The sequence below is a fragment of the Marinomonas ushuaiensis DSM 15871 genome, from assembly GCF_000521805.1.
Lineage (GTDB): Bacteria > Pseudomonadota > Gammaproteobacteria > Pseudomonadales > Marinomonadaceae > Marinomonas > Marinomonas ushuaiensis.
Genome location: NZ_JAMB01000004.1, coordinates 1 through 18051, shown reverse-complemented (window position 1 = coordinate 18051; position 18051 = coordinate 1). Strand labels below are relative to the sequence as shown.

Annotated in this window: 19 protein-coding genes; 5 read left to right on the top strand and 14 right to left on the bottom strand. The window is 40.4% G+C overall.

Annotated features, from left to right (window positions below; genetic code table 11):
* The 12 genes from MUS1_RS05960 to iscR all read right to left on the bottom strand — a co-directional run bounded on the left by MUS1_RS05960 (position 1) and on the right by iscR (position 10567).
* Positions 1-720, bottom strand: a complete 720-nt coding sequence (locus tag MUS1_RS05960) for a hypothetical protein (RefSeq protein ID WP_036160198.1) — start codon at positions 718-720, stop codon at positions 1-3.
* A 39-nt stretch (positions 721-759) separates the two neighbouring features.
* Entirely contained in the window at positions 760-1875 is a 1116-nt protein-coding gene (gene rlmN / locus MUS1_RS05955) for a dual-specificity RNA methyltransferase RlmN (RefSeq protein WP_156924865.1), read from the bottom strand.
* A 143-nt stretch (positions 1876-2018) separates the two neighbouring features.
* Positions 2019-2426 carry a nucleoside-diphosphate kinase gene (gene ndk / locus MUS1_RS05950; protein ID WP_024022239.1) on the bottom strand — a complete coding sequence of 136 codons (408 nt, stop codon included), beginning with the start codon at positions 2424-2426 and terminating at the stop codon, positions 2019-2021.
* 152 nt (positions 2427-2578) lie between these two features.
* Positions 2579-3736 (bottom strand): IscS subfamily cysteine desulfurase, encoded by a 1158-nt coding sequence (locus tag MUS1_RS05945; RefSeq protein ID WP_036160196.1) that lies wholly within the window; start codon positions 3734-3736, stop codon positions 2579-2581.
* A 97-nt stretch (positions 3737-3833) separates the two neighbouring features.
* The gene (locus tag MUS1_RS05940; protein ID WP_036160195.1) at positions 3834-4259 is read right to left on the bottom strand and encodes a SufE family protein; all 426 of its coding nucleotides are present in this window, start codon (positions 4257-4259) and stop codon (positions 3834-3836) included.
* Positions 4260-4380: 121 nt separating this feature from the next.
* Positions 4381-4911: a putative Fe-S cluster assembly protein SufT gene (gene sufT, locus MUS1_RS05935; RefSeq protein ID WP_036160193.1), complete on the bottom strand. Its 531-nt coding sequence runs from the start codon at positions 4909-4911 to the stop codon at positions 4381-4383.
* Between the two features lie 6 nt (positions 4912-4917).
* On the bottom strand, positions 4918-5268 hold the full coding sequence (locus MUS1_RS05930) for a HesB/IscA family protein (protein ID WP_036160191.1): 351 nt from the start codon (positions 5266-5268) through the stop codon (positions 4918-4920).
* A gap of 9 nt (positions 5269-5277) precedes the next feature.
* Positions 5278-6495 (bottom strand): aminotransferase class V-fold PLP-dependent enzyme, encoded by a 1218-nt coding sequence (locus tag MUS1_RS05925; RefSeq protein ID WP_036160190.1) that lies wholly within the window; start codon positions 6493-6495, stop codon positions 5278-5280.
* A gap of 11 nt (positions 6496-6506) precedes the next feature.
* Complete coding sequence (sufD, locus tag MUS1_RS05920) at positions 6507-7766, bottom strand: Fe-S cluster assembly protein SufD (RefSeq protein WP_036160187.1); 1260 nt, start codon at positions 7764-7766, stop codon at positions 6507-6509.
* A 3-nt stretch (positions 7767-7769) separates the two neighbouring features.
* A complete protein-coding gene (gene sufC, locus MUS1_RS05915) occupies positions 7770-8555 on the bottom strand; it encodes a Fe-S cluster assembly ATPase SufC (protein WP_036160185.1) in 786 nt (261 codons plus the stop codon).
* 13 nt (positions 8556-8568) lie between these two features.
* Positions 8569-10005: a Fe-S cluster assembly protein SufB gene (gene sufB, locus MUS1_RS05910; RefSeq protein ID WP_036160184.1), complete on the bottom strand. Its 1437-nt coding sequence runs from the start codon at positions 10003-10005 to the stop codon at positions 8569-8571.
* 73 nt (positions 10006-10078) lie between these two features.
* On the bottom strand, positions 10079-10567 hold the full coding sequence (gene iscR, locus MUS1_RS05905; protein ID WP_036160183.1) for a Fe-S cluster assembly transcriptional regulator IscR: 489 nt from the start codon (positions 10565-10567) through the stop codon (positions 10079-10081).
* Between the two features lie 301 nt (positions 10568-10868).
* Here iscR and MUS1_RS05900 point away from each other — a divergent pair, with 301 nt between their 5' ends.
* A complete protein-coding gene (locus tag MUS1_RS05900; RefSeq protein WP_036160182.1) occupies positions 10869-11393 on the top strand; it encodes a hypothetical protein in 525 nt (174 codons plus the stop codon).
* A gap of 75 nt (positions 11394-11468) precedes the next feature.
* Here the strand turns inward: MUS1_RS05900 and MUS1_RS05895 are convergent, their stop codons facing one another.
* Positions 11469-13490 (bottom strand): NADPH-dependent 2,4-dienoyl-CoA reductase, encoded by a 2022-nt coding sequence (locus tag MUS1_RS05895; protein WP_036160181.1) that lies wholly within the window; start codon positions 13488-13490, stop codon positions 11469-11471.
* Between the two features lie 88 nt (positions 13491-13578).
* On the opposite strand from MUS1_RS05895, the gene MUS1_RS05890 reads away from it, so the two are divergent.
* Positions 13579-14190 carry a TetR/AcrR family transcriptional regulator gene (locus MUS1_RS05890; RefSeq protein ID WP_051436133.1) on the top strand — a complete coding sequence of 204 codons (612 nt, stop codon included), beginning with the start codon at positions 13579-13581 and terminating at the stop codon, positions 14188-14190.
* On the opposite strand, the gene MUS1_RS05885 is transcribed toward MUS1_RS05890, so the two are convergent.
* Entirely contained in the window at positions 14176-15084 is a 909-nt protein-coding gene (locus MUS1_RS05885; RefSeq protein ID WP_036160178.1) for a DMT family transporter, read from the bottom strand. The two genes, MUS1_RS05890 and MUS1_RS05885, sit on opposite strands and share 15 nt — an antisense overlap.
* Before the next feature lie 111 nt (positions 15085-15195).
* On the opposite strand from MUS1_RS05885, the gene MUS1_RS05880 reads away from it, so the two are divergent.
* The 3 genes from MUS1_RS05880 (at position 15196) to MUS1_RS05870 (ending at position 17945) form a co-directional block, all read left to right on the top strand.
* A complete protein-coding gene (locus MUS1_RS05880) occupies positions 15196-16128 on the top strand; it encodes a LysR substrate-binding domain-containing protein (RefSeq protein WP_036160177.1) in 933 nt (310 codons plus the stop codon).
* Between the two features lie 244 nt (positions 16129-16372).
* Positions 16373-16531 carry a YqaE/Pmp3 family membrane protein gene (locus MUS1_RS15865; protein WP_036160175.1) on the top strand — a complete coding sequence of 53 codons (159 nt, stop codon included), beginning with the start codon at positions 16373-16375 and terminating at the stop codon, positions 16529-16531.
* A gap of 433 nt (positions 16532-16964) precedes the next feature.
* Positions 16965-17945: an IS110 family RNA-guided transposase gene (locus MUS1_RS05870; RefSeq protein ID WP_036160173.1), complete on the top strand. Its 981-nt coding sequence runs from the start codon at positions 16965-16967 to the stop codon at positions 17943-17945.
* Positions 17946-18051: the final 106 nt, after the last annotated feature.

Genomic DNA, 18051 nt, shown 5'->3' with positions numbered 1-18051 from the left:
TCAATACCTTGAGCCATTCAGGCATATAAATTTACTCGCAGATGAATGCAGTGTAGGGTCAGTCTCGCGTGCAATTAAGTGCCACGACAGACAATTGTATTCATCAAAATGCACCGATCCTCGGGCAATTTTTTTACCAGCCTGGATATTATTAAGAATTAAGCGAGCTTTTTCATTATTACCTTGTATTAAAACAAGATTGAGCTCTGTCATCAAACCAATCAGAGGTAAATCAGCAATTTCTTTTGCTTGTTTTAAGTAGAATGAAGCTAAATTTACGTCATTCTGACGTATTGCGCATCTGGCCAGGTTTATTTGCACTGTTTGGCGTTGAGGAAAACCATTTTCGCCTGCTTTTTCAAAAGCGGCACAAGCCTCAACCCAGCGTTTTTTTGCACCCAACAGCACTCCATAATTATTCAAAATAAAATCATCATTAGGATAATTTAACAGCGCTGCTTCATGGATTAATACGGCCTCCTCATGATGCTCAACACTCAACCAATATAAGCTTAATAATCGCCAATATTCTCGACCTTGGTTTGGCTCATCTATTTGATCAAGTTGCTCTTTCGCTAACGGCCACTGCCCAAGTAAAAGACGCGCCTGAATAAATGACAGCCGTTTAGCTGCAGACACTTCCAAAGGTTGAGGCTGAACAGCCTGATAAGCACAGGATGTTATAAAAAAACCACATACTATAAAAAACAATAACCGCATACTGACATCCTTGTCGTATATAAAAGTGAATAATTTAAATTAGCTTTTCACTTCTCTCAATTCAATGTATTTCTGACTACGGCGAGTTTTATCATGAAAGTCTCCAACTAACTGACCACATGCAGCATCAATATCATCACCACGTGTCGTCCGAACCGTGACCGTGTATCCCGCATCAGCTAAGATTTTCTGAAAGCGGCGAACACGATTATTTGACGGTTTTTCATAACCTGAATGTGGAAATGGGTTAAACGGAATTAGATTAATCTTGCATTCTAAGTCTTTAAGCAACTCAGCCAGCTGATGTGCTTGCTCTTCATTATCATTTACACCAGACATCATTGTATATTCGATGGTGATGTGCCTCTTATCGGGTAGATTAGCCAAATAATGCTGACAAGATTCAAGCAACTCAGCGATTGGATATTTTTTATTAATTGGTACCAATACATCACGCAAAGCATTATCTGGCGCATGCAGAGAGATGGCCAAAGATACATCGGTACGTTTAACCAGTTCATAGATTTTAGGAACCACACCAGACGTACTCAATGTGACACGACGCTTAGACAAACCATATGCATGGTCATGCATCATCAGAATCATTGAATCGACGACAGGTTCGAAGTTCATCAATGGCTCACCCATTCCCATCATAACAACGTTTGTCACACGACGAGGACCATTAGGATCCATCGGACCAAACGATTTAATAGCAATCCAAACTTGGCCAATAATTTCAGCTGGAGTCAGGTTACGATTAAAACCTTGCTTACCTGTTGAACAAAAACTGCAATCCAAGGAACAACCGACCTGAGAAGAAACACATAAAGTTGCACGATCACCATCAGGAATTAAGACGGTTTCTACGCAATCATTTTTTCCACCATCAGTACGGATGATCCACTTACGAGTACCGTCTTTAGAGATATTCTGAGAAACAACTTCTGGCCCACGAATCTCACAAATCGTTTCTAACTTCGCTCGCAACGCCTTACTGACATCTGTCATTTCATCAAAATTTTCTGCGCCTTTTTGATGAATCCATTTAATCACCTGAGTCGCTCTGAATTTTTTTTCACCTATCGACTCAAAGAATTCAATCAATTTTTCTGGTGATAAACCCAACAGGTTTACTTTTTTAGTGTCAGTCATAATCAAGATCGCTTGCTATTTTTAGCATTAAGTTAAACGAAAAAAGCCTCTGAAAAGATAGTGTCTTTTCAGAAGCCTCTGCAAAAAAGCGGGCTAATGCCCGCCTTCTCTATATCGGGTGGACTAGAAGCCCTTCCGATCAATTACTTACCGAAGAAGTAAGCAATTTCACGTGTTGCAGATTCAACAGAATCAGAACCATGAACAGCATTTGCATCAATAGATGTTGCGTAGTCTGCACGCAAAGTACCAGCAGTCGCTTCTTTAGGGTTAGTTGCACCCATTAGTTCACGATGACGAAGAACAGCGCCTTCACCTTCAAGAACAGAAACAACAACAGGACCAGAAGTCATGAAAGCAACCAAATCTTTGTAGAATGGACGTTCTTTGTGCTCAGCGTAAAAACCACCAGCCAATTCGTCATCCAATTGAATCATTTTTGCTTCAACAATTTTAAAACCAGCACGTTCAAAACGAGTGTAGATTTCACCGATTACATTTTTTGCAACAGCATCAGGCTTGATGATAGATAGAGTGCGTTCTAACGCCATGATATAACTCCAAATTAGATTTTAAAAGGCGATGCTTTAGCATGGCCTAGGACATAAAAGTTCAGCGCGTGGATTATACGCATCAATTGATGAAAATTGTATGCTCCAATCAAGATTATTTGCACTGAATAGAATAAAAGAAGGTTTTACTCTTATTCATTCATCAATCTAAGACGAGTAACCGCATTTTTAATTGTCTCAGCAGCAAAATCCACCTCTTCTTCCGTAGTGAAACGACCAATAGAAAGGCGTAATGAACTATGCGCTAAGTCATCTTTTAAACCGATCGCACGCAATACATAAGATGGCTCTAAACTTGCTGAGGTACAAGCAGATCCTGAGGACACAGCGATATCACTCAAAGACATTAATAGCACTTCACCATCTACATCATCAAAACCAACATTAATCACACCAGCGACACGCTCTTCCGAATCGCCGTTTAAATGAATATCAGGCAACTCATTCAAGGATGACCATAAATACTCACGAAGTTTCAATATACGAGTGCAATCCACAATCATATCTTTAGAAGCTAAACGAAAAGCTTCCCCCATACCAACAATTTGATGTGTCGCCAATGTACCTGAACGCATTCCACGCTCATGGCCACCACCGTGTATTTGCGCTTCCAACTTCACTTTAGGAGAGCGTCTAACGAATAAAGCTCCAATACCTTTAGGTCCATAAGTTTTATGGGCAGTAAGTGACATCAAATCGACTTTCATGGCATTTACATCAATCACTACTTTACCCGTTGTTTGCGCAGCGTCTACATGTAAGAACACACCACGAGATCGTGTTAGCTCTCCAATTTTAGCAATATCAGTCAGTACGCCTAACTCGTTATTACCATGCATCAAAGACACAAGAATAGTGTCATCACGAAGTGCTCCAGCCACTTGATCAGGTGAAATAACACCATGCAAATCGGGCTCAAGGTAAGTCACTTCAAAACCTTCTTTTTCAAGCTGTTTACAAGGATCAAGTACCGCCTTATGCTCGATCATTGATGTAATAATATGACGACCTTTTTGACGATAAGCGTGAGCAATCCCCTTCAAAGCAAGATTATTTGCTTCCGTCGCACCTGACGTCCAAACAATTTCACGCGAATCGGCGCCAATAAGATTAGCCACCTGCAATCTAGCCTCTTCTACCGCTTCCTCTGCTCGCCAACCGAAAAGATGGGAGCGCGACGCAGGATTACCAAAGTTGCCATCTTGCGTTAAGCACGCCATCATTTTTTCAGCAACTCTTGGGTCCACCGGTGTAGTGGCGGAATTATCTAGATAAACCGGGGTATTCATTCAAAACGCTCCAATAACAGTTTCGGATAACAAAAATATCTCAGGCAAAAATAAGCGCTGACAAAAAATTATTTTAAATCATAAAGAGCACTCTAAATTAAGCCGCAGCCTGCGCAATACTTTTAATACGATTAACAATAGATCGCAGTCCATTCCCACGAGTCGGACTTAAGTGACGTTCAAGATCCAATTCTGCAAAATAACTCGAAATATCAAACGCCAGAATTTCTTCGGGTGTTTTATGATTCAAAGCGGATAAGACAAGCCCCAATAAACCACGAACAATAATGGCATCACTGTCTACAGAAAAAACCAGAACTTCACCTTTTGAAGCATCCTGTTCACTGCCAGGCTGAATCCAAACGCTACTCTGACACCCTTTAACTAGACGCTCAGGTGTACGCCAGTCATCATCAAACGCAGGCAAAGATTTACCTAGATCGATTATGTACTTGTATTTGTCTTCCCAATCATCGAAAAACAATAGATCATCAACGATATCTTCTGTACTAGGTAAGGACATGACTCCCCCTCTTTTGTATTAAAACCATAAAAATAGAAAAACGGCTCTTAGTAAGTTACCAAGGCCGCTTATTATATTCGACTTCACCTATCTATAGGGATTGGTTACAACTCCAAAGATATTAGAAGAAAAGACCCGCTTCTAATTGCGCTTCTTCACTCATCATTTCACGGGACCAAGGTGGATCAAATACCAACTCAACCTTAACGTCCTTAACATTGGGGACTTTTGCCACGCGATATTTTACATCGCCCACTAAAACCGGCCCCATTCCGCAACCCGGCGCCGTTAGCGTCATATCAATCAATACCGTTTTGGCATCTTGATCTAATTCGACTTTATACACTAAACCGAGAGACACCAAACTGATTGGAATTTCCGGATCAAAAACCGTGTCTATTGCTTGCCAAACTTGCTCTTCATTAATATCGCTTGAACCTAAGTCTGCAAACTCTAATATTTCTGGCTGCTGGCCAATGGCTTCAGCATCGGTACCATCAATCCGTAGCATATTCCCTTGCCACGTCACTGTGTAATTACCACCGAGACTTTGGTTGATAGTAATAAATTGACCTTCTGGAATGCTAACCGGCTCACCGCTTGGCACTCGACGTGCTGGACAAGCACGCTGTGTTACGACCATTTTTTGCATGAAAGATTAACTCACACTAAAGCTTTCGCCACAGCCACATTCAGCCACAACGTTAGGGTTATTAAACTTCACAACTTCGTTAACGCCTTCACGCACCAAGTCAATCTCTGTTCCAGAAAGCATAGTAATCGACTGCGAATCCACCGCCAAAGTCACGCTATCAAAAGACAGCACAGAATCTCCTGCTGATGGTCCATCAACGATATCTAATACATAGGCAAAGCCCGTACAGCCACTTGCCTTGGTACTCAACCGAATCAATTTCTCTGGTTGCTTAACCAATTTAGAGGCAAAATATTTCTGCGCAGAAGCGGTTAGAGACACGCTAGAGGCAGGGTCAAATGTTGTTGCTGTCATTGAAACCTCCTAAGCCAACATTGTGCGCACTTTTTTCAGTGCAACAAACAAGGCGTCAACTTCTTCTAATGTATTGTAAATTGCGAAAGATGCACGGGCCGTACCCGGCACATTAAAACGAGCCATTAGCGGTTGTGCGCAATGATCTCCAGTACGAACAGCAATGCCTTGACGATCTAATAAGAAGCCAATATCCGCTGGATGCCCGTGATCCATGATAAAACTCAAAACACCAACTTTTTCTTTCGCTGTACCTATGATAGTCAAACCCTCAAACGCTTCCGCCAACTCAGTAGCATAATCCAATAAGGTTTTTTCATGCGCCGTAACGGCCTCTTGATCCAATGCACTAAACCAACGAATAGCTTCTCCTGTCGCGATAGCGTCGCCCACATTTGGCGTGCCTGCTTCAAAGCGATAAGGCAAAACGTTCCAAGTTGCTTCTTCTAAAGTTACCGTGGAAATCATTTCTCCACCAGTGCGCCAAACAGGCCAGCTTTCAAGAACAGATTCACGCCCCCAAAGCACACCAATACCCATTGGCCCATACAACTTATGAGCCGAGAAAGCATAAAAATCACAACCGATATTTTGCACATCAGCCCAACCATGAGCTGCACCTTGCGCTCCATCGACTAAAACCCAAGCACCAAATTTCTTGGCTTTGGCGGTCATTTCTTTAACTGGATTAATCGTACCTAACGCATTTGAGACATGAGGAAAAGCCACAAACTTGGTTTTTTCATTCAACATCGCATCGTAGGCGTCTTGATCTAATTCACCTTTATCTGTCACAGGAACCGTTTTCAAGGTCGCACCAGATACTTTACAAGCCTGCTGCCATGTCACCAAATTCGCATGATGATCCATTCCCGTCGCAATAATTTCATCACCAGGAGAAAGCAATGAACCCAGACCATTGGCAACAATATTAATGCTTTCTGTTGTGCCACTTGTCCAAATCACTTCTTCACGTTTTGGCGCATTAATAAATTCTTTAACAATGTCACGCGCCGCTTCAAATCGACGAGTGGCCTCATCCGCAAGACGATGTGCGCCACGATGTACGTTAGAATTACACGTCGTATAATAATCAACCAAAGCATCAATAACACATTGTGGCTTTTGTGTCGTGGCTGCATTGTCTAAATAAACCAAAGGCTTACCATCAATTTCACGTTTCAAGATAGGAAATTGATCACGGATAGCTGCTACATCAAAACTCATTCGATTCTCGCTTAGTTCACTTCCATCTGCGCAAAACGCTCACGAATAACAGGACGAATCCATTCCGCTAACGCCGCATTTGGCATTAAATCAATCAACTCATTAATGAAACCAAAGTTGAGCATCACCTGTGCTTTTGAACGACTTACACCACGGGTTTGCAAATAGTACAAAGCCTGCTTATCAATCTGAGCCACTGTTGCACCATGAGCACAACGTACGTCATCAGCATAAATCTCAAGCTCAGGCTTGGTGTTAATTTCCGCTGTATTCGACATCAATAGATTACGATTATTTAGCTCGGCTAATGTTTTCTGAGCATCACGATGAATATGAATGCGACCATTAAAAACAGCACGGGCGTGATCAGCTACGATACAACGAACGTTTTCTTCCGTTGTGCCGTTTGGCATCGCATGCTCAACCGTCGCATGAAGATCAAAAAGTTCTTTGCCATCTAGCAAATACATAGCATTTAACTTAGCATCAGCAAATTCGCCGGCATGAATAATGTCTGTATCCAAGCGAGATAAATCACTACCAAAAGCAACTATCGTACTGTGCATCGAGGCGTGATCTCGTAGATTAAAATGACTACCGCCAATCGCAACATTTGAACCTGTCTGCAAAGCAAAACGATAATGTTCAAGATGCGCTTTTTTAGCAATGTCATATTCTACAAAAGCGGTATTTAAGGTATCACCAGAAGCTTGAACATCTTCAATAACCGTTAGTCGAGAACCTTCAGCCAAACTTACTTGAACGCGAGTGTGAGACTCTGCACCTTGACTCAATAAAGAACTAATTCGGATAGGCTGTGTGATCTCAACACCCTCAGTAACTGAAATAACAATCACATCTTGTGCAAGCGCATCATTCACTAAACCAAACAAATGACGTTCTGGTTTAATCGTTGAAAACACGTCTAGTGCTTCTGCTTTTTGCACACCCTCCAAGTCTTGCCCAAGAGAAATAGACAAACCTTCTGGCAATATTTTGCTTAATTGTGAAGCATCATACTTGCCATTCACAAAAACCAATTCAATCGCAGATAAACCAGTCACTTCAACGGGAGACAACCCAATCACATCAGTGATGACTTTAGCGTTAGAGCGTTCAACAGAACGAAGTGGTGTATAACGCCATGCTTCTGTTTTACGCGTTGGCCAGTTAGTATTTGATAGCAACTCAACAGCATTCGCTCGTTTTGGAGCGAGCCAATCATTTACATCTTGCGCTCGAGTAATGGCGCTTTCTAACCATTCACTCATGCATTACCCCTCAAGTTCGTCTTCAGCTGGCTCTTTCTGTAACCAAGCATAACCTTGCGCTTCTAACTCGTGAGCAAGAGACGCATCGCCACTTTTCACGATCTTGCCGTCAGACAAAACATGAACAAAATCAGGCTTAATATAATCAAGCAGACGCTGATAATGCGTCACAACAATAAAGCTACGATCAGCTGATCTTTGGCTGTTTACACCTTCAGCAACCACCTGTAATGCATCAATATCTAAACCTGAATCAGTTTCATCAAGAATACAAAGTTGCGGCTTAAGTAATAGCATCTGCATTAGCTCATTACGCTTTTTCTCGCCACCTGAGAAACCTTCGTTCACGCCACGCTTAAGGAATGAAATAGGCAAGTTAACTTGCTTACAAGCCGCTTTTGCTTCTTTCAAAAAATCAGCGGATGTAATCGCATCTTCGCCACGCGCTTCACGTTGAGCATCAACAGAGGCTTTCAAAAATTCTAGATTACTTACACCTGGAATCTCTACTGGATATTGAAAAGCAAGAAACAAACCGGCACGAGCACGCTCTTCTGTTTCCATTTCAAACAAATCTTCACCGTTTAATGTAACGCTACCATCGTCTACGGCATAACCATCACGGCCAGATAAAACATAACCTAAAGTACTTTTACCTGCGCCATTTGGCCCCATAATGGCATGCACTTCGCCAGGTTTAATATCCAGACTTAATCCTTTAAGGATCTGCTTTTCTTCTACGCTTGCGTACAAATCTTCGATCGTCAGTAAACTTTTGGTATTTGACATCTTTAACAATTCCTTAACCTACAGAGCCTTCAAGGCTAATTTCTAGTAACTTGCCAGCTTCTACGGCAAATTCCATTGGTAATTCTTTAAATACTTCCTTACAGAAGCCATTCACTATCATAGAAACAGCTTTTTCAGGGTCTAGACCACGTTGACGACACAAAAACATTTGCTCATCACTGACCTTAGACGTAGTCGCTTCATGCTCAATAATCGCAGATGGATTACGGCTTTCTACATAAGGAAAAGTATGAGCACCACATTGATCACCAATAAGTAATGAATCACACTGAGTAAAGTTACGTGCACCATCGGCTCCTGGATTCATTCTAACAAGACCACGATAACTACCATTACTTTTACCAGCGGAAATCCCTTTGGCAATGATCGTCGATTTGGTATTTTTACCAATGTGAATCATTTTGGTGCCAGTATCGGCTTGTTGACGCCCACGAGTAAGAGCGACTGAATAAAACTCACCAACACTGTTGTCACCTTTCAAAATACAACTAGGGTATTTCCAAGTAACAGCTGAGCCTGTTTCTACTTGTGTCCAAGAAATTTTTGCACTGGTGTGGCAAATACCACGCTTAGTTACAAAGTTATAAATACCGCCCTTGCCGTTTTCATCACCTGGATACCAGTTTTGAACAGTCGAGTATTTAATCTCAGCGTTGTCCATAGCAACTAATTCAACAACCGCGGCATGCAATTGATTTTCATCGCGCTGAGGTGCCGTACAACCCTCCAAGTAACTTACGTGGCTGCCTTCATCGGCAATAATCAAAGTACGCTCAAACTGACCGGTATTTTGCTCATTGATACGGAAGTAAGTTGATAATTCCATTGGGCAGCGAGTGCCTTTTGGAATATAAACAAAAGAACCATCCGTAAACACAGCACAATTCAATGCAGCGTAATAGTTGTCTTTCTTAGGAACAACACTACCGATGTATTTTTTGACAAGCTCTGGATGCTTTTTAATTGCTTCGGAGATTGGACAAAAAATAACACCAGCTTCTTCTAATTTATCTCGAAAGGTTGTTACAACAGAAACAGAGTCGAAAACAGCGTCGACAGCAATACCCGCCAACATCTGTTGCTCAATCAGAGGTATACCAAGCTTTTCATAGGTACGCAGTAGCTCAGGGTCAACCTCATCCAAAGATTTAGGTTTATCCTTCATACTTTTTGGTGCGGAATAATAGGAGATAGCCTGAAAATCTATTTTTGGATAATCGACCAATGCCCAATCAGGCTCTTCCATTTTAAGCCATTCACGGAATGCACTTAAGCGCCATTCAAGCATCCATTCAGGTTCGCCTTTCATTTCAGAAATACGCTGGATGACACTCTCATCCAAACCAGGCTCAAACGTCTCCGATTCTACATCAGACACAAAACCAGCTTCGTATTCCCTTGCCAGCGCCTTATCTATCTGCTCAGTCATATAAAAACCCACTTTTGCTAGGAACAAACACACTGAGCATCAGAGCATTTGTTCTACTAAATTTATTCTTTACCTAATCAACAATCGCCGCACTAATTTTGTCATGTTCAAACTGACTTTGTCGGCCTTCAAAACTTTGTCTTTCGGCCACTTGTCGAACATCTTCTCGACGAACCAATTGTTCTAAACTAATGTTATTTAAGAAATCATGTATCTGATCACTTAGGTCACACCACAAGTGATGGGTAAGGCAGGTATTACCACCTTGACAATCACTACGACCTTTACATCCTGTGGCGTCAACGGATTCATTCACTGCATCAACTATCTGCGCAACAAAAATATCATCATTTGAACGACTAAGACGGTAACCACCACCTGGACCTCTTACACTGGTCACCAGTGACTTTTTGCGAAGCTTAGAAAACAACTGTTCAAGATAAGAAAGTGATATTTCTTGTCGATTCGAAATATCCGATAAAGACACTGGCCCTTGATCCGAATGCAACGCCAAATCAAGCATGGCGGTGACTGCATAACGACCTTTTGTTGTCAGGCGCATAAGCTATCCAATTAAGATTATTCTGTGAGGGTAAATAGTACACAAAACCTACTGTTTCTATCAAGTATTTACCTGACTATTTTAGTAGGTTATTACAACCTCTAATAATCGAGCTGTATTTTACGTGTACCGAGAGGAAAACTAAACCGAAGAATGTGGTTTCATAATGCATCATTGGCAGAAAACATAGCACTACCCAATCAATACAAAACACACACAGAAAAAAACGAGGCGAAACTTGTTCTTTTTCTGTAAACAAGCAGACTACTGGTTACATACATAGATTAAAGTACACACAATCATGAAATCAAAACCCGACAACGAACAATTATTCGAAACAGAAGCACCAAACAAAAAATCTAAAGGACTTTTGATCGCCTTCTTTTTGTGTTTCATATTCAGTGTAGCGACCTCTTCTGGGGTTACTTTTTTTCTTATGCAGCTTCCCGAAGAAGACAAAATTACTGATAAAGATAATGAGCAGGATGCTCTACTCCTTAGCTTTAAGGAGTCCATTGAAGAGCAAAATACAAAACTAATAATAATGAAGGATCAAAATAATGTCTTGCAGCTTTATCTCAGACACAGCAGTGCAACAGCATTAAAAAATATTCTCATCAATCAAGAGCAAAACATTCAGGCTTATCTAAAAGTAATGAAGTTAGCAATGAAAGATTTATCTGACATTGTCCCAAGAACAACAGATTGGAATGATGAATACCAGTATCAATTAGATCTTGCCCAAAAAGGCAGTATGAAAAGGGAAGACTTACTTAAGCTATTGAAAACTGGCGAACCAAACGATACAAGATCAGCTGGACAATAAAAATTTAGGCTATCAAACCCATAAAAGAGGTTTGATAGCCTAAGATCATTAGATATAAGTCTCTATTGTAAAAAATCAAATCTCCGCAGCCAGCACAGTCCCTTGCTTAATCGCGCGCTTTGCGTCCAATTCTGACGCAACATCAGCACCACCAATCAAATGAACTTTTTGGCTGATCTCATCCTCCAACAATCGATTCGGCTCTTGACCCGCACAAACAACAATAGTATCAACATCCAAACAGCAATCTTCACCATTAATAGAAAGATGAAGCCCTTGATCATCAATACGTTGATAATCACAGTTAGAGTGAAACTCAACGCCTTTCGCAAGTAACTCGGCCCTATGTATCCAACCTGTTGTTTTACCTAATTTCGACCCTACTTTACTTTTCTTACGCTGCAATAAAAAAACATTTCTTTCAGCCTTCTCGAACACAGGTTTCACCCCTTCGATACCACCTCGAGCCGACAAAGTCATATCAACACCCCATTGATACATAAAATCTTTAATGCTTTGCTGCTTTGGTACCTCTTTGTGTATTAAGTATTCAGAAACATCAAAGCCAATACCGCCAGCGCCAATAACAGCGACACGCTTTCCAACAGAAGCCCCGTTCATCACATCCAAATAACTCAGTACTTTTTTATGTTCAATACCTTCTATAGCTGGCGTTCTTGGCAAAATCCCTGTCGCTAAAACCACTTCATCATATTGAGCCGCCTTGAGATACTCGCCATCAACCCGTGTATTCAACTGAAGGTCTACACCTGTAATTTCAATTTGACGTTGAAAATAACGCAAGGTCTCAAAAAACTCCCCTTTACCAGGAATACGCTTAGCAATATTAAACTGACCACCAATTTCACTTAATGCATCATATAAGGTTACAGAGTGACCTCGTTTTGCCGCCGTTGTGGCGAATGCCAATCCTGCAGGCCCAGCACCAATAACAGCAATTCGCTTTGATTTCTCAACTGGAAAAATAACTAATTCTGTTTCATGACAAGCTCTAGGATTAACAAGACAAGACGTTAATTTGTTTGCAAAGGCGTGATCCAAACAAGCCTGATTGCAACCAATACAAGTGTTAATTTCATCGGAACGGTTTTGTTCAGCTTTTAAAACAAACTCAGGATCTGCAAGAAACGGTCTGGCCATAGAGACAATATCAGCATCACCCCGAGCAAGAACCTGCTCAGCAACATCAGGCGTATTAATTCGATTTGAAGTTACCAAAGGAACCGTTAATGATTTACGCAATGCGGCGGTAACCCAAGTAAATGCTGCTCTAGGAACCTTGGTAGCAATGGTTGGAATTCTAGCCTCATGCCAACCAATCCCAGTGCTGATAATGTTTACTCCCGCTTTTTCGATTTCTAAACCAAGCTGTACCACTTCCTCTAGACTGCTACCACCTTCAACTAAATCCAACATAGATAAGCGATAAATAATAATAAAGTGTTCACCAACCGAAGCCCGAATACGCTTAATAATTTCAATGGGCAATCGAATCCGGTTAGCATACTCTCCACCCCACTCATCATCCCGATGGTTGGTTTTTGCGGCAATAAACTGATTTAAGAAATAGCCTTCAGACCCCATCACTTCAACACCATCATATCCAGCTTTTTGAGCTAAAATGGCTGTATTTATAAAATCCGATATTTGTTTTTCAATCCCCTCTTCGGTCAATGCTTCTGGCTCAAAAGGATTTATTGGCGCTTTAATCGCAGATGGCGCAACAGATTTAGGATTGTAGGCATAACGACCTGTGTGCAATATTTGCATACAGATTTTTCCACCTTCTTTATGAACGGCATCCGTAATGAGGCGATGATTTTCTGCATCATGTTCTGATGTCATTGCAGCTGCGCCAGCATAAACCGCACCTTCAGAATTAGGTGCAATACCACCTGTCACAATAAGCGCAACGCCACCTCGCGCACGTTCTGCATAAAAAGCAGCCATACGTTCGATTCCACCCTTCATCTCTTCTAAGCCTAAATGCATAGACCCCATTAACACTCGGTTTCTTAATTGTGTAAAACCTAAGTCTAACGGTTCAAATAAGTGCGGATAGGTACAATGACTCATAGTAACAACTCTCTTTATTTTTTATTTTGACACCGTCAAGATAAATTTAAATTTTGACACTGTCAAGATAAGAGGTTCTAATAAAAAAATGTCTACTCTAAAAAAGCAATATCATCATGGCGACTTAACCAAGTCGCTACTCGAATCAGCCGCTTTGATCATTAAAGAACAAGGTGTAGAAAGTCTCAGCATGCGTAAACTTGCAGACGTCGTTGGCGTATCAAGAACCGCCCCCTATCATCACTTTAAAGACAAAAACGCCCTACTCTGCGCTTTAGCTGAACAAGGATTTTACGAACAAGAAAAAATTCTCAATAACTTAATCGCACAAAAGCAGTCGGGGGAAAAGTCTTTTACTCAATATGTTCATTTATACCTGGGGTATGCCCAACAACACTCTGAAACTTATGACCTAATGTATGGCAGAGCAATTTGGAAAGCAGGTGAGCCAAATGATGCATTAAAAGCAGTATCAAAGCGCACATTTAAAGTATGGATTGAGTGGGTAGAAGTCCTACAAGATCAAAAAGTATTAACAGATACTAATACTCCATTAAGAATTGGACAAACAACATGGGCAAGCCTACACGGGCTCGCAAGACTCATTATAGATGGCATTTATCTAGAGCAATCTGACCTATCAGAAATGATAGATCAAATGGTGAAAAACCTATGCATTGACAGCTCAACCTGCGCCTAGGTTAGCTCGAGTATTAGACAATGATTCCTCTTTTCGTAATCTTCTAACATCTTGATGACCTAAATAAAGTAAAGGTAAGATAACAAAAAGAGCTCCAATAAATAGACCTAAATCAGGCACTTCCCCAAATATTAACCAACCAATCAGAAAAGCAAAAATGAGGCCTGAATATTCAGCACTGGTCACTTTGCTCGATGCAATATAACGATACCCTATCAAACAAGACACTGCATATAAAATAGAGCAAACTGAAGACAAAGCGGAGTAAAGCAATAGATCAACCTGAAAAGCCTCTCCCTCCCAAATGGCCAACCCAGCAGCCATGGGCAAAGCAAAAAACTGTGTGATACATAAGCCACAAAGCATACCTTGATTCTGTGGTAACTTTTTAATTAGCAAACTGTTCGTTGCCAACACAATTGCAAAAAGAACAGCGCTGATCATTCCTGAACTAATTTCAGTAGGTCTTAGGATAACCAATATACCAATGAAGCCGAGCACAGCTGAAACAACTACTTCAAACGACAAACGCTCTTTATAGAAGAAAGCACCAAATAGCATAATAAAAATTGGCGCCGTATAAAATACTGAGTTTGCCGTTGCCAAAGAGAGCTCAGACAAAGATAAGGTAAGAAGAACCCCAGCTAAAACCCACATATTTCCACGAAGAAAATGAAGCTTCAAACCTACAAAAACAACAGATTGAGGACGATATAAATGCCTGATATACACTATTGGGAATAGAATCAGAAACATGAAAGCAGCACGTAAAAAGGTGAGTTGAAAGACAGCAACATCAGGACCAGCTAACTTAATAAATACGTCGCACAAGGTAGCAAAAAAACTCCCCAACACTAGGACAAAAATAGCGCTGGCGACAGTGCGTCCTGACATAACATTTCCTCTTGAATAGCATTTAATATTTTATACTTGTAGTTTAATCAGTTATATATATTAGTTAAAATGATATATTTAGAGTAAGCATTAGTTATTTGGATGATAAACATGTTGCCACCTCTAAAATCACTCCCTGTATTTGAAACTGTAGCCAGATTGAATAGTTTTTCGTTGGCGGCAAACGAGTTAAACGTCAGCCAAAGTGCGGTATCTCATCAAATACGAATTTTAGAAAATCATCTTGGGGAAACACTTTTTCATCGCCAAGGCCGAAATTTAGAATTAACAGCTGAAGGGAGGCATTATCTAGATGTAATCAGTAACTCACTTCTACAAATAGCTCAAGCAACAAACCAGATAAAAGGTGAGCAAGAAACCCATATAAGATTGGCTGTATATAGCTCATTTGCCGTTTACTGGTTGATCCCTCGACTACCTGAATTAAAACGTTTATATCCAAATTTAGAATTAAGCATTGAAATGAGCCATGGATCACCTGATTTATCAGATCGTACCGCCGATCTTTTCATAACTACAAAACAAGAAAAAAGAGGGTTTTGCTTTAAACCTCTTTATAAAGAAGAACTATTTCCTGTTTGCAGTCAGCATTACCTCGAGACGATTAAAAACAAATTAAATGTTACTTCACACAAAGAACTCACAGATAAACTAAATACAATACCCAGCCCTTTAGCTAAATTCTCATTAATTACCTCTTATAGTATCTACGATCGTCACACAGAGGATTGGAAATGTTGGTTTTCAAGTCAAAAACAGTCACTACCAAGCACTGTACAATTCCATCGATTTAGTCATCTCATGCTGGCTTATGAAGCAGCAAAGCACTCCCTTGGCATTGCACTTGTCAATGACTATATGATGAATGAAAAAAATGACGAGCAAGCACTGGTTAAACTACCTTGCAATGCTTTTGAGACAGGTGACAATTTTTATTTGGCTTATAAAGAAAGTCGAAAAAATGAAGACGCCATTCAATATTTAAGAAAGTGGTTAGCTGAAGAAGCCAAAGCATTAGCCTAAATATTGTTATATAAAATCTATAAAAAATACCTCATCTTGTCTTACTCCAGGTAACCCTCTCCCTTTTTTAACAGCATTTAACCTGAAATAAATCACTAAAATAAAAATAACAGCACCATTATTGTTCACTGTATTAGGTAAACCCCAAGGATAAAGTTTAATTAATTAGTAAATTGATTTGAGAGTTAGACGCTTGAAACGTTAATGTAAAAGTGAAGTCATTATTAAATTAAGGAGTCATCAGATGGATTTAATTAGAATCATTTTTTCAATTTTACTGCCACCTTTAGGTGTATTTTTACAAGTTGGTATCGGCGGCGTTTTCTGGCTAAACATACTATTAACTTTATTTGGTTATATTCCGGGCGTCATCCACGCAATATATATTATCGGAAAACGCTAATAAACAATTAACAGCTCAAAAAGGTCATGATTTATCACGACAGGTGGCTTTTTTCTTGACCTTAAAACCGGCGGTTCACGCTTCGCTCACCCAATAATTTGGATAGAGTCTGATTGGGTCTTGTAGATTTAATGAGGGAGGCACGACCGTGATCAAACGGCTCTTGTTGTGGTTTTAGATGATGCGTAATTTCATTGTGTCACATCACTTTTATCGTCGGATCACGCTTCGTACCTCATCTCATCCGACCTTGTATCTCTCCTAGAGTTTCTGTTTAGCTAATAGAGGCTCTAAGAATCCGGTGAAGCCGTGTCCGACCTTAGCATTAAATGCTGTTTTGTAGATTACGCTCCCGGGTTCTTCATCTTGTTATATTGAATGGTATCCAGGTGCCTATTTATTAGTGACGCCGTATGAACAAGGGTAATAAAAGATGAATAATATTGGGATAGATATCAGTAAACATAAATTGGATTGCTTGTGGTTAAAAGACCCTGAACTCAATAAAGTAAAAACGAAAGTATTTAAAAATACGTCTAAGGAACATCAGCTTTTAGGACGTTGGCTATTAGAGCAAACACAGGCAGATGCATCTGATATAAGAATCGTATTAGAAGCAACAGGTGTTTACCACGAAGCCGTTGCGTATTCACTTCACCAGCAAGGTTTTATCGTATGCGTGGTAAACCCAGCTAGAGCGAAGGAGTTTGCAAAGAGTTTAGGCCATCAACATAAAACGGACACTAAAGACAGTTTGGCTCTAGCCTTATTTGGGCAGGCTATGAAGCCTGACGTATGGGAACCTGAACCATTAGAAATCAAAGAGTTAAGATCTTTAATTTCTCGCTTACAAGCACTTGAAATGGATTATCAAAGAGAGTTTAACCGCTTAGAGAAAGCGCAAGTGAGTCAAGAATCTAATCGTATTATTGAGTCTTTAGGCTTAATGATGAAGCATTTAAAAGATGAAAAATTAAGATTAGAACAGGATATTGATGGTCACATTAACCGCCGTCCTCACCTAAAAAAGAACCAGGAATTACTTTGTAGCATACCTGCAATTGGACCTGTTTTATCACGAATAATGGTCAGCATTATTCATAGTGATCGATTTAAATCTGCAGGGCAAGTGTCGGCTTTTCTTGGTCTTATTCCTAAGATTCAAGAGTCAGGTTTATGGAAAGGTCGGAGCAGATTAAGTAAAAGAGGCCCAGCAAAAGTCAGATCAAAACTGTATATGGCCGCCATTGTTGCCATAAGATACAACCCAGATATTAAAAATCAATATGAACGATTATTGGCAAATGGAAAGACTAAAATGCAAGCTTTAGGTGCCGCTATGCGAAAGCTTGTACAAATTTGTTTTGGTGTTATTAGGCACCAAAATGAATACTACCCACAGCTTAAAAATTAAGTTGCGAGTAGTTAGGAGAGATGGTATCTACTATTGACTAGCGCCTGACAGGTTTCGCTTTTAAAGAGAAGCGCTTCTTTATTGGCATTTGCGCTGACGCGTTGAG

What these genes read in the sequence shown, in the direction of transcription:
- MUS1_RS05895 (WP_036160181.1), bottom strand. Translation starts at nt 13,490, where the DNA reads ATGAGTCATTGTACCTATCCGCACTTATTTGAACCGTTAGACTTAGGT.
- sufC (WP_036160185.1), bottom strand. Translation starts at nt 8,555, where the DNA reads ATGTCAAATACCAAAAGTTTACTGACGATCGAAGATTTGTACGCAAGC.
- MUS1_RS05890 (WP_051436133.1), top strand. Translation starts at nt 13,579, where the DNA reads ATGTCTACTCTAAAAAAGCAATATCATCATGGCGACTTAACCAAGTCG.
- ndk (WP_024022239.1), bottom strand. Translation starts at nt 2,426, where the DNA reads ATGGCGTTAGAACGCACTCTATCTATCATCAAGCCTGATGCTGTTGCA.
- MUS1_RS05885 (WP_036160178.1), bottom strand. Translation starts at nt 15,084, where the DNA reads ATGTCAGGACGCACTGTCGCCAGCGCTATTTTTGTCCTAGTGTTGGGG.
- MUS1_RS05945 (WP_036160196.1), bottom strand. Translation starts at nt 3,736, where the DNA reads ATGAATACCCCGGTTTATCTAGATAATTCCGCCACTACACCGGTGGAC.
- MUS1_RS05900 (WP_036160182.1), top strand. Translation starts at nt 10,869, where the DNA reads ATGAAATCAAAACCCGACAACGAACAATTATTCGAAACAGAAGCACCA.
- MUS1_RS15865 (WP_036160175.1), top strand. Translation starts at nt 16,373, where the DNA reads ATGGATTTAATTAGAATCATTTTTTCAATTTTACTGCCACCTTTAGGT.
- sufB (WP_036160184.1), bottom strand. Translation starts at nt 10,005, where the DNA reads ATGACTGAGCAGATAGATAAGGCGCTGGCAAGGGAATACGAAGCTGGT.
- MUS1_RS05870 (WP_036160173.1), top strand. Translation starts at nt 16,965, where the DNA reads ATGAATAATATTGGGATAGATATCAGTAAACATAAATTGGATTGCTTG.
- sufT (WP_036160193.1), bottom strand. Translation starts at nt 4,911, where the DNA reads ATGCAAAAAATGGTCGTAACACAGCGTGCTTGTCCAGCACGTCGAGTG.
- rlmN (WP_156924865.1), bottom strand. Translation starts at nt 1,875, where the DNA reads ATGACTGACACTAAAAAAGTAAACCTGTTGGGTTTATCACCAGAAAAA.
- MUS1_RS05960 (WP_036160198.1), bottom strand. Translation starts at nt 720, where the DNA reads ATGCGGTTATTGTTTTTTATAGTATGTGGTTTTTTTATAACATCCTGT.
- iscR (WP_036160183.1), bottom strand. Translation starts at nt 10,567, where the DNA reads ATGCGCCTGACAACAAAAGGTCGTTATGCAGTCACCGCCATGCTTGAT.
- MUS1_RS05880 (WP_036160177.1), top strand. Translation starts at nt 15,196, where the DNA reads ATGTTGCCACCTCTAAAATCACTCCCTGTATTTGAAACTGTAGCCAGA.
- sufD (WP_036160187.1), bottom strand. Translation starts at nt 7,766, where the DNA reads ATGAGTGAATGGTTAGAAAGCGCCATTACTCGAGCGCAAGATGTAAAT.
- MUS1_RS05930 (WP_036160191.1), bottom strand. Translation starts at nt 5,268, where the DNA reads ATGACAGCAACAACATTTGACCCTGCCTCTAGCGTGTCTCTAACCGCT.
- MUS1_RS05940 (WP_036160195.1), bottom strand. Translation starts at nt 4,259, where the DNA reads ATGTCCTTACCTAGTACAGAAGATATCGTTGATGATCTATTGTTTTTC.
- MUS1_RS05925 (WP_036160190.1), bottom strand. Translation starts at nt 6,495, where the DNA reads ATGAGTTTTGATGTAGCAGCTATCCGTGATCAATTTCCTATCTTGAAA.